Raw genomic sequence first — 19,248 nt, forward strand, 5'->3', positions numbered from 1 at the left:
GTCTAAAATTAATACACATTTTATGAAATCCTTTTCCTAAAGAGGATAATTATTTAGTTGATCAATAAATGGCTAATAATAAACATCTTTATGAAAACTTGAGAATTTCATAGTTTCAATAATTATAATTAAAATTTGATTCTAATTGTTCATAAAGTTGGCACAACTATTGCTTATATAAAAAGATAACAGTGAGTAACTGATAAACCCTTATGATGAATGATCAATGTAAAAAATATTATTTCTAAAATAGAATTAGTCTAGGGAGGTAAGCTTATGAGAAAACAAAATTTTGCAACTGTTGAAGTAAGTAGTGGGGAGACATTATTTTATCGGGAAATTGTTGGTGGAGATGAAAATATATTGTTGTTACATGGAAATATGTCCTCTTCAAAACATTGGGAACCAATATTCAACCTTTTTCCAGAAGAATATAGTCTTTATGCTGTAGATTTAAGAGGAATGGGAAAATCCACCTATTATAATCGATTTGATACATTACAGGAACTGGCAGAAGATATTAAAGTTTTTATTGATCGAAAAAATTTAAATAATTTAACGGTTGTAGGATGGTCTACTGGTGGGGGTGTAGCAATGGAATTAGCTGCCAACTATCCTGATTTAGTTAAAAATTTGATTCTGTTAGATAGTGTTTCTTATCTTGGCTATCCAATTTGGAAAAAGGATGAACAAGGAAATCCTCTTATTGGGGAGGCTTATTCTAGCAAAGAAGAAATGGCCAAAGACCCAGTTCAGGTGGCTCCCATGGTTATGGCAATTGAAAACCACAATAGAGAGTTGATGAAAACTGTATGGGACATGTCAATTTATGTTCATAAGAAGCCTAGTGAAGAAGCCTATAATGAATTTTTAGACGCTACCTTTGAACAAAGAAACCTTGTTGATATTGACTGGGCTTTAGCTACATTTGATATATCAAATAAGATTAATGACATAACGGCATCAGTTTTAGCCCTTTGGGGAGATAGCGATCTAGTTGTAACAAGGGACATGGTAGAAGAGACAGTTAAAGCAATAGGAAGTCGTGGGCAGTTAGAAGTATTACCTCAATGCGGCCACTCTCCATTGGTAGATTGTCCAGAACTATTAGTAGAAAAAATATTAGCCTTTATAGGATAAAGATAGGGGTGTAGAGATGTCCAAGGTAGCAATAAATGGAGTTGAAATTAACTACAAAGTAACTGGAGAAGGTGAGCAGGTTCTTTTAATCCTTAATGGGATCATGATGAGTGTTACTAGCTGGACAAATATGACTCCCATATATAATAAAGCTGGATATAAGGTGATAAATGTAGATTTCAGAGATCAAGGAGAATCAGGGGCTTCACCAGAAGATTATGATAATACTCAACATGTATCTGATCTTAAGGGATTACTAGATTATTTAGAAATAAAAGAATGTAATATTATGGGCATATCCTATGGCGGACAGGTAGCTATGCTATTTGCACTAAAATATCCCGAAATGGTTAAGGGTTTAATTTTAGCTAACACCATCAGTAGGCTAACTAATTATTTAGCCGCTATAGGAGCATCGTGGGATGAGGCGGCAAAGTTAAAAGATGGAGAGAAATTCTTTAAATTGGCAATGCCATTAATTTATTCTGATACATTTTATGAAAAAAATGAAAAGTGGCTGAAGGATAGAGTTAAAATTTTTGGAAAGATTTTAACCGATCAGTGGTTTGAACGATATTTGAGGTTATCATCTAGCTTAAATAATTATGACATAAGTGAGTTGATTGGTGATATAAAAGCACCAACACTAGTAATTGCATCGGATAAGGATGTCGTGACACCTTATGAAGAGTTACACTTAATCCACAAAAAAATACCTAACTCAAAATTTGTTGTCATTCCAGAGGCAGGTCACGCCTCCTGCTATGAAAAAACAGATGAATTTAATTTGCTAGTGGTGGGTTTTTTGGGAATTCATAGATAAATTAAAAGAAAACGGTTTCACTAGAATAAAGGGAATACAGCAAGAAAATAATTGGGAAGGCAGGTAAAAGAAAATGAAAGAGGCACATATAGGCATCGTTGGAACAGGCATCTATATCCCTAGTCAGTATGAAACTGCTGAAGAGATATCCCATCAATCGGGAATTCCAGTAGAAGTAATAAAAGACAAGTTCGGATTCAATAAAAAGCCAGTTCCGGGTATGGGTGATGGAACAATGGAAATGGGGGTTAGAGCTGCGCAGGATTGTTTAAAAAGAACAGGAGTTAATTCGTTAGATATAGACTTAATCATCTCGATCGGAGAAGAACACAAGGAATATCCTTTAGTCACGACAGGAATCTATATTCAAGAGGCGATAGGAGCCCATAATGCTTGGGCCTTTGATATGGCCCAAAGATGCGGTACTGCTGTAGCCGCCATGAAGGTGGCAAAATCTATGATGTTGGAAGATGAGAAAATTAATACCGTTTTAATTGCTGGTGGTTATAGAAATGGAGATTTTATTGATTATAAAAACCAACGGGTAACCTTTATGTTTAACCTTGCTGCTGGTGGAGGTGCAATTTTACTAAAGAAGAATCATGGCAAAAACCTTATACTAGAAACAAGTATTATAACCGATGGTTCTTTTTCAAAGGATGTGGCTGTAAAATATGGTGGAACCAATAATCCTTTGACGAAGGAAAATATAGATAACGGATTAAAATCCTTAGATGTGTTAGATCCAGAACATATGAAAAAAGGTCTTGGTGAGAAGAGTATGCCAAACTTTATTAAAGTTATAGATGATAGTTTATTAAATAGCGGTTATACAAGAAAGGATATAGACTATATTGCTGTTCTCCACATGAAGCGATCTGCCCATGAATTTATTTTAAAGGAATTAGGACTAGAAAATGATCAATCAATATATCTAGAAGATTATGGACATATTGGGCAAGTAGACCAAATATTATCGACTCAATTAGCTTTAAATGAAGGAAAAATTAAAGACGGAAGTATTGTTGTTTGGGTTAGTGCTGGAATCGGCTATGCTTGGGATGCATGCACCATTAAGTGGGGTCCAGCAGAATAGGAGGGCTAACATGAACAAAAAAGAAATTTATCAATCAAAATTGATATCAGTGACAGAAGCCTTAGCTAAGATTAAAGATGGCGATGAAATTATATCGGCCCTTGGAGCTGCCGAGCCTAAAATGATAATGGAGAGGCTCCATGAATTAAGTGGCAGCGTAAAGGAGGTCACAGTAGTTACTTGCTTACCAATGGGGGGATATGAATATTTCACAAATCCTGCCCACAAAGAAAGTATCACAATGGAGGGGTGGTTTTACAGTCCAGAGATTAGGAAGGCCCATGAAAATGGAAATATTTCTTTTATTCCGAACCATTTACATTTATCGGGAAAGAAACGATTAGCTTATAAAAATCCCAACATCTTTGTTGGTTCAGCAAGTCCAATGGATAAGCATGGTTTCTTATCTTTAGCCTTAAGTGCTACCTATGAAAGGGAAATGATGGAAGCTGCAGATTTAGTCATCCTCGAGGTAAATCCTAATGTACCAAGAACCTTTGGAGATACAGTGATTTCTATAGAAGAGATAGATTGCATCATCGAAGTAGATTATCCTTTATCAGAGCTACCAACTCTACAACCAAGTGAAAAGGATCAAGTAATTGGAAAGTATATAGCTGACCTTGTAGAAGATGGCTCGACTATTCAGCTTGGCATAGGAGGTATTCCTAACGCAGTTGCAGCAGAGTTAAAGAGCAAAAAAGATTTAGGGATTCATACCGAGATGTTTACCGATGGCATGGTAGACCTATATTTGTCGGGAGCAGTTACTAATCGTTTAAAAACCATAAAACCAAATAAAATGGTAGCTACCTTTGCACTAGGTAGTAAAAAACTATACGACTTTTTAGATGATAACCCTGCCGTTGAAATTTTAAAGGGACAATGGGTAAATAATCCCTATGTAATCGGTCAAAATCATAAAATGATCTCAATCAATACAACCATAGAGATAGACCTAACAGGCCAATGTTGTTCTGAATCAATAGGTCATCGTCAGTTTAGTGGTACAGGAGGGCAGGCAGATACAGCTATTGGAGCCCAAATATCCCCTGAGGGCAAATCCATCATCGCCCTTTACTCTACCACGATAATAAAGGATGAAAAAGGCGAGAGGAAAACCATCTCAAAAATCGTTCCAACCCTTCAGCCAGGTGCAGCCGTATCTCTTTCAAGAAACGATGTTGATTACGTTGTTACTGAATATGGAGTAGCAGCCCTGAGGGGAACTTCAATTAAAGAGAGGGTAAAACGATTAGTGGCAATCGCCCATCCAGATTTTAGAGATGAACTTTTAGAGAAAGCAAGACAATTGAAACTCTTCTAAATATAAAGGAAAAGAACGAAAAGAAGAAAAGCGGAAAAGAACTATAAGAAAGCAAGAGACCAGAAGGGTTGGGAGCTATGCCCGTAGGTTTTCTTCTTATATAAGAGGACCAATTGAGAAAAAATTGGAGGAGGCAATCAATATGGCGTCGTTTTTACAAAATGTCATAGCAGGTATTGAAACAGGTAGTTTGTATGCATTGGCCGCCCTTGGGGTTGTGTTAATCTATCGAGTTTCTGCGGTAACTAACTTTGCCCAGGGTGAAATGGCGATGTTTAGTGGTTTTGTTGCCTATAGTTTATGGCAGAGGCTTAGTTTAGCATTTGGGAATACCCATGTGACCTATATTATGGCCTTTATAGGAGCATTACTATTTGCAACTATTTTTGGCTTTATTGTTGAAAAGGTATTTATTCGACCAGCCCTTAGGGGCAGTTTAGTAGGAAAAATGATTATTACATTGGGGCTAATCATGATTGTCAATGGATCAGCTGGGGCGTTATTTGGTACTGACACCCACGCCATGAGAAGGGCCATAACAACGCCAAGCTTTTTTATTGGTGGGCTATTAATAAGACCCAATGCATATTTTATCATTTTCCTAACTTTAATTATTATGTTTATATTGTTCTATCTTATTAGAAAAACAATGTTTGGAGTTGCCATTAGAGCTACAGCAGAGAATGAAACGACAGCCAGATTAATGGGGGTACCAACAGCAAAAGTATCTTCTGTAGCTTGGATTATTGCAACCATCCTTGGAGCTACTGCTGGAATTTTAATTGCACCTGCAACAAATGTCCATACAAATATGATGGCGGATGTTCATTTGAAATCCTTTATTGCAGCAGTGCTAGGGGGCTTTACTTCCTTTATTGGACCAGTAATTGGAGGACTATTAATCGGAGTAATGGATAATTTAGTAGGTTTCTATATATCAGCGAAATGGCGCACAGTAATTGTCTATGGCTTTTTAATCTTAATTTTGATCGTAAAACCAGCAGGCTTATTTGGTAAAGTCAGAAGAAAGAAGGTGTAGTGATGGAAGATTCTAAAGGTACAATTAGAAAAAATAATCGATTAATCTCTAATCTTTTAAAAGGTAAACCACAACAATATCTGGTTGTTGGTATAATCTTCTTACTAATACCAATTATAAACCTTTGGACTGGTATGATCAGTTTTTCAAATATGACTTTACTAAACAATGTAGTAATTTTTGCAATTGCAGCTTTAGGTTTTAATATACTGCTAGGCTATGCAGGGCAGGTATCCTTAGGGCATGCGGCCTTTATGGGGATGGGGGCATATTTATCAGCATATTTAACAATGCAATTAGAGTTACCCTTCCTATTATCATTATTATTATCAGGTTTAGTACCAATGGTAATTGGTTTGTTACTAGGGCTAGTTGCTTTAAGATTAGCAAGTCTTTATCTAGCCATTGCAACCCTTGGTTTAGGGGTTACCTTTCAAAATATATTTATAGAATGGACTGCCTTGACTGGAGGCCATGCAGGCTTAAGAAGAATACCTTATCCAGAAATTTTGGGTTTTGAAATTAGACAAAGAGAGCATTTTTTAATTCTATCAATCGTGATATTAGTTGGGTTGGCCATATTTTCTTATAACTTCCTTCATTCAAAAACAGGAAGAGCATTGATAGCCATGAGGGATAGTGAACATGCCGCCCAAGCAATGGGAATTAGCCTTTTTAAATATAAGTTGTATGCTTTTGCTTTAAGCGCATTTTATGTTGGAATTGCAGGCTCACTATATGCCCATCTTTATAGATATGTTGAACCAAGTGCATGGGGGGTAGAATTATCTCTAAACCTTCTAGCCATGGTGGTAATTGGTGGGTTAGCTTCCATCGGAGGGAGTATCGTTGGAGCAGCTTTTATTCAGCTACTTCCAAGGGTAATGCAAGATCTGCCCTTAGTTGGTGGGATAACCAATATTAACTTTATTTTAACAGGGGTGGCCCTAATAGTTGTTATTATCTTCTTCCCAACAGGATTAATAAGGAGATTTGACTTTCTTTGGAATAAGCTAAAAGCTAAGGTCGGTAAGCTTAATAGCAAAGAAGGAGGGACACCATGAAGATTTTAAAGATAGAGGATTTATCCATAAGCTTTGGCGGATTAAAGGCTGTGGATCGTGTTAGCTTTGAAGTTGAAGAAAATAGTATATATGGTCTCATTGGTCCGAATGGAGCCGGTAAGACAACGATTTTTAACTGTATTAGTCGTTTTTATACGCCAGATGAAGGTAAGGTCCTTTTTACATCAAAGACAGGGGAGGAAATTAACCTGCTAGACTATCGAGTTGAGGAGGTGATTGGAAAGGGTTTGGCAAGAACTTTTCAAAATGTTGAATTGTTTAAGATGATGACGGTTTTAGATAATATAACAGTTGGTCTTCATCGTGAAATGAAGGGAAACATTCTTTTTGAAGGATTCAAGCTTCCTATGATAAAGCGAGAAGAAGAAAAGGCGAAGAATAAGGCAAGGGAAGTAATGAAGTTTTTAGGAATAGACGGAATTGAAAATCAGCCTGCAGCTGCCCAACCCTATGGGATACAAAAGTTAATCGAGTTAGCTAGGGCATTAGTGTCGGAGCCAAAAGTAATAATCCTAGATGAACCAGCAGCAGGTATGAATGGGTCCGAGACAAAAGAACTTGCAAAATTGATTACAAAGATTAGAGACCACTATAAAACAACGATTCTTTTGGTAGAGCATGACATGGGCCTTGTTATGGACATATGTGAAAGAATTTGTGCCATCAACTTTGGTAAGAAAATTGCTGAAGGAACCCCAAAGGAAATTCAAGACAATATTGCAGTACAAGAAGCTTACCTTGGGAAAGGAGACGAGGAAGATGCTTAAAATTGAAAATGTTAATGCCTATTATGGTTATATTCAAGCCTTAAAAAATGTCTCCCTTGAGGTTCCAAAGGGGAAAATCGTCGCTCTTTTAGGTGCAAATGGTGCTGGTAAAACAACAACCCTTAAGGCGATTTCTGGCCTAATAGGGGTCCAAGAAGGTGACATTAAGTTAGAAGGAAAAAGTATCAAAAACGATGCCGTCGAAAAAATTGTGGCAAAGGGAATCATTCAATCTCCAGAAGGCAGACAGGTGTTTGCCGATCTAACCGTTGAAGAAAACTTGAAAATTGGAGCCTACACTCGAAAAGATCGCCATAACATTAATCAATCCTATGATCAAGTGTATGGGTATTTTCCAAGACTTAAGGAAAGAAAAAAGCAAGAAGCCGGAACCCTTTCTGGAGGAGAACAGCAAATGTTAGCCATCGGAAGAGCCTTGATGGCTAATCCTAAACTATTACTTTTAGATGAACCTTCTTTAGGTTTAGCACCTTTAATTGTTAAAGATATTTTCTCAATTGTAAAGGATATCAACAGCCAAGGAACAACGATATTATTGGTTGAGCAAAATGCTATGCAGGCCTTAGCAATATCCCATTATGGTTATATCTTAGAGACTGGTAAGGTGGTTCATCAAGGAGAGGCTAAGGATTTAATAAAAGACGAGAAAGTTAAGCAGGCTTACTTAGGTGGCCATTAAATAAAACTAGGAGGGAAATAATATGAAATATTTTAAAAAGAACAAAGTAGTTATGTTGGCATTAATGTTGGTATTCGTAGTTTCATTAGCAGCTTGCCAGTCTAATGAAACAGGTGGCAAAGACTGGGCTCAAGGTGTTACTGAAGATACAGTAACTGTAGGTACAATTGGTGTTATGGCAGGTCCCCTTTCCTTTATTGGCTTACCCTACTATCAAGGGATGGAAGCTTATTTCAATGCCGTTAATGATGATGGTGGTGTGAATGGTAGAACAATTCAACTGTTAAAAGAAGATGATCAATTCGACCCTGCTCAAGCAATAGCTGCAGCAGAAAAATTAATCTACGATCAAAAAGTATTCGCTATTGTTGGTCAATTAGGAACACCAGGAGTAATGGCCGTTGCTGATATTGTTGAAGAAGAAGGAATTCCATCTGTATACTTTGGATCTGGCGCAGCTGAATTAACTCAATTAGGAGATAACTTTTTCCCAGTACAACCTAATTATGTGTATGAAGGGAAGTTAATGACAAAGTATGCTATTGAAGAGTTTAACGCTGAAACGATTGCTATTTTATACAGTAATGATGAAGCAGGAAATGATGGATTTAAAGGGGTTACTGCAGGTTTGCAAGAATTGGGAGAATCAAGTCGTTTAGTATTACAAACCGCATATAATCCTGGTGATACAGACTTTACAGGTGAAATGTTAAGACTAAGAGAAGTAGATCCAGATTTAGTAATACTATTTGGTTTATCTGGTGGGGTAGCTAATATTTTAGCTAATGCTGAAGAATATAATATTAATGTTCCAATGCTTACAACCTATTCTAATGCAGATGCCAGCTTCCTTCAATTAGCTTCTGACAGAGCACCTGAAGCAGTAAAAAATCTTCATGTTATGGGATGGTTAGACGTAGATGAAGCTAGTCTACAACCTTTAGTAGATGCAATGACAAAGTACTTCCCAGAAGGAAACCCATATAATGCTTATACAATGGCAGGGTGGGTAGCAGCAGAAACCTTTGTAGCTGGCTTAACTGCCGCAGGTAATGATCTTTCTTGGGAAGGTTACATCAATGCAATGAATAACTTGAAATTTACAGCAGGGTTAGCACCAGAAATATCCTATTCACCAGGAGAAAGGGAAGGGGTAACCCATATGGCTGTTAGTCGAGTGGTTGTTGACCCACAAGGAAACTATATTTTTGAACAAGTAACAGGTTTTGATGAATTCTAGAGACCTGCTGCAATTTCATTAATACAGAGTAATACCAAAGGGCTGTCATAAAATGATTTTTAAAATCATAAGGGCAGTCCTTTTCTTTTGAATAATACAATTCTATCTTTTTATACAAAAAAATATAAATTTTGGCAAAAAAAATAAAGGGAAAACAAAACTAACATCGAATCATAAATAATATGTCACCTAACAAAGGGAAAAATGTCAAGAGGATAAAAGTCCTAAATAAGGAGTAATTTTGTGGGAAAATTAACGGTAAATATCATTTCACTGGGATTAATATTCATTCTTTTAGCTTCCTCTCTCTATACCGACTTAAAAGCAAATAAGATTAAAAACAAAATTGTTTATTCATTTATGTTCTTAGGTCTAGCCTTAAATTCACTTGGCTACGGATTAGTTGGTATTAAAAATTCGATTTTAGGAATGCTATTGCCAATTGCCCTTCTTGGTGTTTTATATTTGCTAGGCGCTATAGGTGCTGGGGATATCAAGTTGTTCTCAGCTGTGGGAGCTATAATGGGAAGTACTTATATCATAAAAGTAATGATTGCTTCTTTTCTGAGTGGTGGTGTGATTGCCCTTTATTTGATGATGATTAGGAAAAATACCCGTAATAGACTGCGGTATCTAATAAAGTACCTTAAGCTATTGGTTATTAATCAGCAGATAACCCCCTATACAGATATGACAAAGAACAAAGAGGGTAAATTCCCCTTTGCAATAGCCATTTCTTCAGGAGTATTGCTAGTCATTTTTTTATAACGAATAGGAAAGTTCGACTTTAATTATTATTATAATAAGAGAACTTTACGTAATGAGTTTCAATAAAGTCATCCTATAAATCTTCCGAAGGAAGACTTTGTTCTTACAAACAAATCTTAATATAAAGGATCTATAGATATAGCTAATTTAATTTATTTTTAGGAGGTTTTTTATGAGGATACATATGGTTATTGCAGATAATGACAAAGACTATTTGGAAGCTTTAGAAGGGTATCTAACAGAAAACTATCAGTTTAAACTTCACTTAAGTATATTCTCCCGTAAGGAGTATTTAGATCAGTCCCTTAAAGAAGCCAATAGAGAAATAGACATACTATTAATTAGCCCAGAGATGCTGTCAAACCTGGCAGAAATAAAAAAAATAAAAAAGGTGATCTTACTTATAGATGGCAAGAAAGATATGAAGGATAATCAAGAAGCTGAAAATATTTATTCTTCTATATTAAAATATCAACCTTGTCATAAATTAATGGGAGAAGTATTAGATCTTTATAGTGAAGGAAGCAATAATTATCTTCTACCTAATGGTAATACAGAATCAAAAATACTGTCGGTATATTCCCCTGTAGGAGGCAGTGGTAAAACAACAATGGCTATAGGGGTTGCAACACTACTAGCTCAGATGGGAAAGAGAATTTTTTATCTAAATTTGGAAGGAATTTCATCAATAAAGCAGTACTTTCCCCAAGAGACACCTCATTTCAATGCTTCAAATTTATTCTATTTAGTAAAAGAGCAGAAAAAAAATTTAATTACAAAATTATCATCGATGCAGATAAAAGATCATGGAACTCAAATCAATTATATAGATCCCTTCGACAGTGCTTTAGAATGGGATGAAATAAAGGAAGATGACATCGATTTTTTACTTAAGGAAATTCAAAATAGCGGATTATATGACTATATTATTGTTGATTTATCCAGTAACTTTGACTTGAGAAACATTAAGGCCATGACCTTATCTACCTCAATTATTTTTGTCTTACAGTATAACCTAACATCCAAGGCAAAGGGTGAAGGATTTTTAAAGGAAATAGAGAGATTACCCTATATAAAGGATACGATACAGAATAAATTAATTTTAGCCTTAAATTATGCCTCTAATATTAAAAATTATTGCCTAGCTGAAAGGTCTGTAGATTATTATTTCCCAGAAGACCGAGAGCTATGGCTTACACGAAATAATCAAATCATACTAAATACTAATTCAGATTTTTCTAAGGCGCTTTTTAATCTAATTCAGAACTTAGAAAAGTAGGGGTGAAGGAGTAGAAGAATGGAAAATGAAAGATTTAAGGCTTTAATAGAAGAACTTAAGGCCGGAATTAAAGAAAACATAGATTATATGAAGGACCCTTCTGATGAAGAAATTGAAGAGTTAATTGAAAAAGCCGTCTTTGATAAATCAAAGGAAACCTTTTTAAAGATTTCTGAAAAGCAATTTATAATCGAAACCATATTTAATTCCATGAGAAGATTAGACATATTACAACCCCTATTAGAAGATGAGACGATAACTGAGATCATGATTAATGGACCTAAAGATATCTTCATTGAGAGGGAAGGAAAGACAAGCCGATATACAAAAGTGTTTTATGATGATAAAAAGTTAGAGGATGTTATTCAATCGATTGTAGCTAAAGTAAATAGAGTTGTAAACGAAGCTTCTCCGATAGTTGATGCAAGGCTAGAAAATGGTGCGAGAATTAGTGTGGTGCTACCCCCTGTTGCTTTAAATGGGCCTATTCTAACCATTAGAAAATTTCCTGAAAACCCCATTACGATTGAAGGGTTACTTCAATATGGCTCAATTACAGAAGAAGCCGCTTTGTTTTTACAAAAAATGGTAGAGGCAAGATATAACCTATTTATTAGTGGCGGCACTGGCTCAGGAAAAACAACTTTTTTAAATGTACTATCTAACTTTATTCCTTCAGATGAAAGGATCATAACCGTTGAAGATTCGGCAGAATTACAGATAAAAAGAGTTGAGAACATTGTAAGGTTAGAAACTCGTAATGCTAATTTAGAGGGAAAAGGGAGCATTACCATAAGAGATTTAATTAGGGCTGCCCTAAGAATGAGACCCGACAGAATTATTGTGGGGGAGGTTAGGGGAGTAGAGGCCATCGACATGCTTCAAGCCATGAATACTGGTCATAATGGTTCCCTATCGACAGGGCATGCCAACTCAACACGAGATATGTTAAGTCGTTTAGAGACAATGGTGTTAAGTGGTACCCCCTTACCCTTAGAAGCCATTAGACATCAGATATCCAGTGGAATCGATTTAATTGTTCATTTAGCCCGTTTAAGGGATAAATCTAGAAGAGTAATGGAAATAACAGAAATTGTGAAATGCGATAATGAAAGGATTCAATTAAATCCCCTATTTGAATTTATTGAGGAGGGGGAAGATGCTAATGGAAGGATTATTGGAGGGTTAAAAAGAACTAAGAATCCTCTAATCAATAATTTAAAGCTAAGTTTAGCTGGAATCCAGTGGAAGGGTTAGGTGAGCTAGATATGTTTGTAAGGGGGATTTTGCTATTCTTTGGAACCATATCTTTATTGGGTTTACTTTTTCTAATGAAAAAGGATGAAAAAAGTATAGACAACCAATCGTTTAACAAAGTGAAAAAAGAAGCGTTATTTACGAAGTTAAAGCCTAAACGGGAAGGTTTAGTAGAAGAGTGGCTATATGATTATAATCAATATCCGATGGACTTAAAAGAAAAGCTTTTTTACATAATCATTGCAGCGACGCTACTATTTATTTTTGGTTATATCTTTTATCAAAATATAATTGGTGCTTTGTTATTAACACCCTTTGGATTGCTATATCCTTCCCTTAAAGTAAAAGAAAAAATAGAAAAACAAAAGAAACAATTGACTTTAGAATTCAAAGAAGCCCTCTATATGATTTCATCCTCTCTTTTGATCGGAAAATCCTTAGAAATAGCAGTTAAAGATTCCATCAAAGAAATGGAGGTTTTAAATCCAGGAGAAAAGAGCTATATCACTAGAGAATTGCAGTATATCGTAAGGAGAATTGAAATGAATGAAACGGTAGAGGAAGCTTTTCAAGCCTTTGCCAGTAGGAGCCATATAGAAGATATAGAAAGCTTTGTTGATATATTAATTACCTGTAAAAGAACAGGAGGAAACCTAGTAGAGGTAATTAGAAATACTTCAAAGATGATTACAGAAAAAATTGAATTTCAACAGGAACTTGATTTGCTACTGACCCAAAGGAAATTAGAGCAAAAGTTTTTAGTCGTTATTCCAGTAGCTTTAGTATTGGTGCTGACATGGAGTGCTCCAGATTATATGGAGCCAGTTTTTACCACTATTGTTGGAAAAGTCGTTATGACTGTGGCAATGGCCTTGTTGATTACTTCAATATTTATAAGCAAAAAAATAATCAAAATAGAGGTGTAAATCAATGTTATGGATTGGATGGCTAATTGTTTATTCAGTAGGTATAATGATCTTCTTAATCTTAGCCAAAAAGAGGGAGACTAATTTATTTGAAGACTTAGATGAAAAAACATATCCCCTTAAGCGATTTTTAATATTAGGCCATTATATTTTAAACTGCTTTAATTATCAATATAGTACAGCCTACGATCAAAAATTAATGCTTACTTTTAGTCAGCTTTATGGGACAAAGGAAGGAAAAAGGTTTGTAAAGGTCCACTGGGCTAATCAGATTACTTTATTATTAGTAGTAATTTTTATCATTTCTTTTTTTGCTGTAGCACTGGGGGATGTCACTATAGAGTTCTTTGTTATCGCAGTAGGCATGATGGTTGCTGTAATTTATGGGTTAAATCATGAAGTTTACCAGCAACTTAATAAAAGAAAACTTCAAATAAAGTTAGACTTTACAGAGTTTTTAAGTAAGCTAATTCTTTTAATGAGTGCAGGGCTAACCGTATCGAAGGCATGGGAAAAAATCGTGGGGGAAAGTGATGGTAACAGAGTTTTACACCAAGAACTAAAAATTACATTATTGGAAATTAAAAATGGTAAATCAGAAGAGGAAGCCTATGAAGATTTTGCAAATCGTTGTAGGAATCCAGAAATATTTAAGTTTGTTTCTTTAATTATTCAAAATCTTAAAAAGGGGAACGAAGAAACAATTATTATGCTTAGAATGCTGACAAATGAATGCTGGATCATGAGAAAAAATACAGCGAAAGTGTTGGGGGAAGAAGCCTCCACAAAACTTTTACTTCCTATGATGATCATGTTTTTAGCAATTCTATTAATTGTTATGACCCCTGCAGTATTGATCTTAATGGAAATGTAATTAAATTTGATTGAGGAAATTGATTTTTAAATATTAGATGAAGGCAAACTCGATTGACTCAATTAAAAATAGATTTAGCTTTAATTTTGAAGGGAGGGATACTATGATCAAGATAATAAAGAATTTTTTAACAGAAGAAGATGGTTTAGGAACTGTAGAATTAGTTTTACTAATAGCGGTTTTAGTAGGTTTAGCATTAATCTTTAGAAATGTAATAGTTGAATTTGTAAAGAAAATATTAAATAACATTACTGGTGTCGATATAAACCCAGAAGAAATGGCTCAATAAAAAGAAGCTCCAGTAATAAACTAGGGAGGCAATTTAGACCTCCCTTCCATAAAGGAAGTTGATTATGAATACATTATTCAGTTTAGATAAGTTTAAAGGCTATAAAGCTTCATGGAAAGAAGAAGGGAGTATGACAGTTGAACTGTCTTTAATCTTTCCACTGGTCATCATTACAATTTTATTTGTTATTTATATAGTCATCCTTTTGTACCAATTAGCTTTCCTTCAATCCACAGTGAATCATGTGACAAAGGCTGCCAGTCGGAATTGGGGGAGAATTGATACGCAACAAAACCTTCACCTTCTATTAGAAACAGGAGAGGTAAATAATAAAAACTATCAACATCCATTATATTGGCGTTTTACAGTTATTGATCAAACCACCATGAAAGAAAATTATATTGGTGAATATATTAAGGGTAAGCTGACAGAAAGAACGGTTCTAAAGCCTGTAGATAGTCAAATAACGGTTAAATATAAAGATCAAATATTGTATAGAGAAATATTGGTTGATGCCAACATAACATATGAAATACCAATACCTCTTTTAAAAGAGGTACTAGGGTTAGGGAGAGGTTATACAGCTAGAATATCATCAAAAGCAGTAATTAAAGATCATGCTGAAACCATTAGAACTATAGATTTAATAAATGATCTTATGGAAGAGACAGAAGTCACAAGAAGTATTAAGGATCAATATAATGAAATTTTAATTGAGGTAAAGGAGAAGATAAGTGTTTTCTTTGAATAGAGGCGATAGAAAATTGAGGAATTTAGAAGGAGAAAGAGGTGCCATAACAATCTTTTTAAGTATCACTTTGTTATTGGTGATCACTTTAACAGGAATGCTGGTGGACGGGGCTAGAATAAGGACATCAGAAACCATCTTAAAAAGAACGACTGCCAATGCCCTCCACTCAACTTTATCCCATTATGATCAAACCTTAAAGGATGACTATGGGCTGTTTGCAATGGCGATTCCAGGTGAAGAGCTATTTAATTACATGAAGCTATATTTAGACAAGGGGTTGGAAGGGACCGATCTTCAAGACTTGGAGGAATTTTGGAATATTTATCAGTTTCAAATTGAAGGAATAACAACAAGCCAGTTACTTTCATTAGGGGAAGATGAGGTAATTCAGCAGCAAATACTAGATTTTATGAAATATCGTGGACCTAAGGCTGTTGTTGAGGAAGTCATGTCCCTCTTTAAAGATTTCTCTAAAGTAGGTGAAGCATCAAAGCTTCTAGATGAAAAAACACGAATAGAAAAGGAACTTGCTGTAATAGCCCATTTTGAAGGTAAGCTAGATGAATCAATTCAAAAGGCATCTAGCTTTAATTTATCCTTATTTAAGCAAGTTAATAGTGGGATAAAAAATAGCCTTAATCAATTAATTAGTGAACAAGATATGAAGTTGGACTTGGAAAGACAATATCAACGGCTAGCTACATTACTTTCCTCTAAACAGACAGAGGAAGAAAGAAGTGCTCTTCTTGGGGAGCTAGAGGGGACTAGGTTAGCGATTCAATCGATAGAAACCACAATAGGTCAATTATCTGAAGGGATTCACTTAGAGATAGAAAATCAAATAGAATTAATAGAAGAACTTCTTTTAAATAATAGAAACATCAAAAACTTATCTATTGAAATAGAAGGAAAATCAAAAACTTTGAAAATTCAAATGGAGGCGCTTCTAGCTAAGGAGACCCAACAGGATAATAGCTTAACTCAAGGGATGTTAGAAGACCTTAAAAAATATCACAGAGCAATGGAAAATTATAGTGTAAAGGGTTTCGATGAAAAAAGTGAAGCAAACATCGTAGTACTAACTAAGGCTAGGGGGTTAATGGGAGAAATTAAATCGATAATCCAAAGTAATATTATGGCTGGCTTAAATAATCATAGAAATGGTATCGATGAAATATTTGATATTGCGGAGGAAAATCTGTCCAACTATGATAGAACTTTTTCCTATAACAAGTGGAAACTTGAGGAGGAAGTTACAGGAGTATCCTTAGAAAAAGATACAAGAAGAGAAACTGCAAAGCAGGCTAATGAATTATTGAAGGAGGACGCTACAGAGAAGAAAGTAATCCCTTTACATCTCCAAGAACTGTTGCCTTCAAAGGGTACAGGCGGGGATCAATCTGAAGCAGTCGTTGATTTTCATGAGGTAGATCAGGATGTAAATTATAATGAAAAATCCCACCATATGATGGATTCTATTGCAAAGGGCATTTCTCAGTTAGGTATTGCCCTAAGGGATGAATTATATATTAATGAGTATATCCTTGGTACATTTAAAAGCCATGTAACCCCAAAAGAGGAGTTTCAACTTAATTTAAGAAATGATACAAAGGCTAGTAAAATTAGTTTTTTTGATAATGAAATTGAGTATATTTTATATGGTAATCCATCTCAAACACATAATTTTAATGCTGCAAGAAGAGATCTTCTAATGCTCCGTTTCGTGGTCAATCTAGTCTATGTTTTCAACAATCCCCAACTTGTAAAAGAGGCTACAATTTTAGCTACAGCATTGGCTGCTCCAATAGGAGGGGCTGCAATGCCCTTTATAAAGGCGATGATTTTAAGCGGATGGGCCATGGGCTACTCGATAGAAGACGTTAAAAATCTTTTAGCTGGGGAAAGGGTTGATTTTTACAGAAATAAACACAACATCAGCCTCAACTATGAAGATTATTTAAGATTATTTTTACTTAAACCAAGTTTGAATACTGACCTAAAACTAGATAGAATTAAAGATTTAATCCAGTTAAATCTACAGCAGAACCCCCTATATGGAGAAGATTATTTAATTCAAGGGTCGAATACCTTTATCAATGTAAAGGTAGATTATTCAATTAAAGTTTTTTTCATGAATCAGCTTAATAATAGATCCTTTTATCAGCTTGAATTATGGCAGGGTTATTAAGGAGTATAACAATGATAAGAAGATTAAAAAACACAAAAGGTTCAGTAACGGTAGAAGCGGCTCTTGTTTTACCCATACTAATATGTGCTGTCATAACGATAGGTTTTTTCAGCAAAATATACTATGTCAACGAGATTATCCATCATGCCATGACAGAAACTGCAAATGAGCTATCTTCAGTAAGCTATCTTTACTATGTCAGCGGACTTAGCGATCTTCAAGAAGAATTAGATAGACAGTTTGATGATTATAGGGATTCTGGGGAGATAACTGATTTTGAGGATGTAGTTTATCATCTAATGGCTACTGGTTATGACCAAACTAAAGGATTTTTTGGTAACACCATTATTAAACAACTGATTAAAAGGCATTTAGCAATAGGGAGAAGTAGTAGTGTTGATACAAGGTTAAAGGCATTAAGTGTCGTTGATGGTTGGGAAGGCCTTGATTTTAGTCATTCCAGTTATTTGAAAAATGGCCAAGATATAGTGCTAATTGTCGCTTATCGAATGGATCTACCTTTACCCATAAAGTTTGTTAAAGAGATTCCCATTTTACAACAGGTTACCCTTAGGGCTTGGATGGGGGGTTCATTACCGACTGATTTTAGCGATAAAAAAGGAGAAAATGAAGAAATAGATTTAAGTATTTTTCCCGATGGATTAGTGGATGAAGTGGTAATTGCAGGATTTGACGTATGGGGACTACCTGTATTTTACAGGGGAAGAGAAATAAAAAGTTTATTAAATAGAAATCTCCATGAAGACTTTCCCATTATTGATACCATTAGTCAAAACTATATTGTTTCCATTAGAACCCATGATACAAGATTAACTTCTAATGAAGGGAGAAATTTCTATTATAGCCTTACTCAGGATATAAGAAGATTAGAAGAATATACCGAAGAAACCCATCAACAGATTACCATTAAAGCTGAAGATTATGAAGGAAAAATCTTAAATGTGGTGATTCCCTATGTAGCCTTAACGCCAGAACAGATTAAAAGTCTGGAAGATGCTAAGGCTTATGGGACTACTAAAAATATAAAAATTAAAGTAACGGTAGTAAAGTAGATACTAAGTTTAAAAATTAGATCAGCTAATAAAAGCAATAGTAAATCACGTTGAAACAAGACAGTGATGCATTTTGAATAAAGAAATTAATAAAAAAAGGAATTAATAAAGAATAGAATAATAAAGAATAGAATAATAAAGAAAAAAATAGTAAAGAAAAAATTAAAAAAGAAAAAATCAATAAAGAGAAATTAATAAAGATAAAAAATTAGTCAAGACGAGTTGAAAGAATAATGAGCTATTACTTTAAAATGAAAAAAAACTTCTAAAGTGGGTAAGATTCGAAGTACTACTTATTCACGAATTAAGTAAAAAAAAAGTAACTGATATCAAAATGATGGGGGTATTATCATGAGAAAATTTCTTGTTGGTTTATTAATGATCATGTTAGCTTTAACTCTTGTTTCAACTTTGACAACATCTGTAAATGCAAATAACCAAGTTCGAGTTAGGGTAGATGGAAAATTGGTATCTTTCCCAGACCAACGACCGGTTATTGAAAGTGGAAGAACTTTAGTACCAATTCGCTTTATCGCAGAAGAACTGGGTCATAAAGTAGACTGGAATGGAGAAAAAGAAGAGGTTACTATTCAAGGTGAAGATAAAGATATAAAACTTGAAATAGG

Annotated in this window: 19 protein-coding genes; all 19 read left to right on the top strand. The window is 34.8% G+C overall.

Annotated features, from left to right (window positions below; all coding sequences use genetic code 11):
- The first annotated feature begins 276 nt into the window (after window positions 1-276).
- A complete protein-coding gene (gene phaZ, locus T335_RS0104410; protein ID WP_026476461.1) occupies window positions 277-1,140 on the top strand; it encodes an intracellular short-chain-length polyhydroxyalkanoate depolymerase in 864 nt (287 codons plus the stop codon).
- Between the two features lie 16 nt (window positions 1,141-1,156).
- Window positions 1,157-1,963, top strand: coding sequence for an alpha/beta fold hydrolase (locus tag T335_RS0104415; protein WP_026476462.1), 807 nt, complete (start codon window positions 1,157-1,159; stop codon window positions 1,961-1,963).
- Between the two features lie 73 nt (window positions 1,964-2,036).
- Window positions 2,037-3,059, top strand: coding sequence for a 3-oxoacyl-ACP synthase (locus T335_RS0104420; protein ID WP_026476463.1), 1,023 nt, complete (start codon window positions 2,037-2,039; stop codon window positions 3,057-3,059).
- A gap of 10 nt (window positions 3,060-3,069) precedes the next feature.
- Entirely contained in the window at window positions 3,070-4,386 is a 1,317-nt protein-coding gene (locus T335_RS0104425; RefSeq protein ID WP_026476464.1) for an acetyl-CoA hydrolase/transferase family protein, read from the top strand.
- A gap of 142 nt (window positions 4,387-4,528) precedes the next feature.
- The gene (locus T335_RS0104430) at window positions 4,529-5,425 is read left to right on the top strand and encodes a branched-chain amino acid ABC transporter permease (RefSeq protein WP_026476465.1); all 897 of its coding nucleotides are present in this window, start codon (window positions 4,529-4,531) and stop codon (window positions 5,423-5,425) included.
- 2 nt (window positions 5,426-5,427) lie between these two features.
- The gene (locus tag T335_RS19860; protein ID WP_051569128.1) at window positions 5,428-6,489 is read left to right on the top strand and encodes a branched-chain amino acid ABC transporter permease; all 1,062 of its coding nucleotides are present in this window, start codon (window positions 5,428-5,430) and stop codon (window positions 6,487-6,489) included.
- Complete coding sequence (locus tag T335_RS0104440) at window positions 6,486-7,277, top strand: ABC transporter ATP-binding protein (RefSeq protein WP_026476466.1); 792 nt, start codon at window positions 6,486-6,488, stop codon at window positions 7,275-7,277. The genes T335_RS19860 and T335_RS0104440 overlap by 4 nt, the downstream gene beginning before the upstream one ends.
- The gene (locus T335_RS0104445) at window positions 7,270-7,977 is read left to right on the top strand and encodes an ABC transporter ATP-binding protein (RefSeq protein WP_026476467.1); all 708 of its coding nucleotides are present in this window, start codon (window positions 7,270-7,272) and stop codon (window positions 7,975-7,977) included. The genes T335_RS0104440 and T335_RS0104445 overlap by 8 nt, the downstream gene beginning before the upstream one ends.
- A 22-nt stretch (window positions 7,978-7,999) precedes the next feature.
- Complete coding sequence (locus T335_RS0104450; protein ID WP_026476468.1) at window positions 8,000-9,217, top strand: ABC transporter substrate-binding protein; 1,218 nt, start codon at window positions 8,000-8,002, stop codon at window positions 9,215-9,217.
- A 243-nt stretch (window positions 9,218-9,460) separates the two neighbouring features.
- Window positions 9,461-9,985 (top strand): A24 family peptidase, encoded by a 525-nt coding sequence (locus T335_RS0104455; RefSeq protein WP_169735926.1) that lies wholly within the window; start codon window positions 9,461-9,463, stop codon window positions 9,983-9,985.
- Window positions 9,986-10,157: 172 nt separating this feature from the next.
- Window positions 10,158-11,264 (top strand): AAA family ATPase, encoded by a 1,107-nt coding sequence (locus tag T335_RS0104460; RefSeq protein ID WP_026476470.1) that lies wholly within the window; start codon window positions 10,158-10,160, stop codon window positions 11,262-11,264.
- Window positions 11,265-11,282: 18 nt separating this feature from the next.
- On the top strand, window positions 11,283-12,521 hold the full coding sequence (locus tag T335_RS0104465) for a CpaF family protein (protein WP_026476471.1): 1,239 nt from the start codon (window positions 11,283-11,285) through the stop codon (window positions 12,519-12,521).
- Window positions 12,509-13,447 (top strand): type II secretion system F family protein, encoded by a 939-nt coding sequence (locus T335_RS0104470; protein ID WP_156943623.1) that lies wholly within the window; start codon window positions 12,509-12,511, stop codon window positions 13,445-13,447. Before T335_RS0104465 ends, T335_RS0104470 begins: the two co-directional genes overlap by 13 nt.
- A 4-nt stretch (window positions 13,448-13,451) precedes the next feature.
- On the top strand, window positions 13,452-14,321 hold the full coding sequence (locus T335_RS0104475) for a type II secretion system F family protein (RefSeq protein ID WP_026476473.1): 870 nt from the start codon (window positions 13,452-13,454) through the stop codon (window positions 14,319-14,321).
- Between the two features lie 103 nt (window positions 14,322-14,424).
- Window positions 14,425-14,610, top strand: a complete 186-nt coding sequence (locus tag T335_RS0104480) for a Flp1 family type IVb pilin (protein WP_026476474.1) — start codon at window positions 14,425-14,427, stop codon at window positions 14,608-14,610.
- A 64-nt stretch (window positions 14,611-14,674) separates the two neighbouring features.
- Complete coding sequence (locus tag T335_RS0104485; RefSeq protein WP_026476475.1) at window positions 14,675-15,361, top strand: TadE family protein; 687 nt, start codon at window positions 14,675-14,677, stop codon at window positions 15,359-15,361.
- The gene (locus T335_RS0104490; RefSeq protein ID WP_026476476.1) at window positions 15,345-17,549 is read left to right on the top strand and encodes a DUF5702 domain-containing protein; all 2,205 of its coding nucleotides are present in this window, start codon (window positions 15,345-15,347) and stop codon (window positions 17,547-17,549) included. Before T335_RS0104485 ends, T335_RS0104490 begins: the two co-directional genes overlap by 17 nt.
- Before the next feature lie 11 nt (window positions 17,550-17,560).
- A complete protein-coding gene (locus tag T335_RS0104495) occupies window positions 17,561-18,622 on the top strand; it encodes an endonuclease toxin domain-containing protein (RefSeq protein WP_026476477.1) in 1,062 nt (353 codons plus the stop codon).
- Between the two features lie 351 nt (window positions 18,623-18,973).
- Window positions 18,974-19,248, top strand: a 275-nt coding sequence (locus T335_RS0104500) for a copper amine oxidase N-terminal domain-containing protein (protein ID WP_026476478.1), incomplete at its 3' end; no start/stop codon positions are given.

Origin of the sequence: Alkaliphilus transvaalensis ATCC 700919 (assembly GCF_000621485.1) — a bacterium.
Lineage (GTDB): Bacteria > Bacillota > Clostridia > Peptostreptococcales > Natronincolaceae > Alkaliphilus > Alkaliphilus transvaalensis.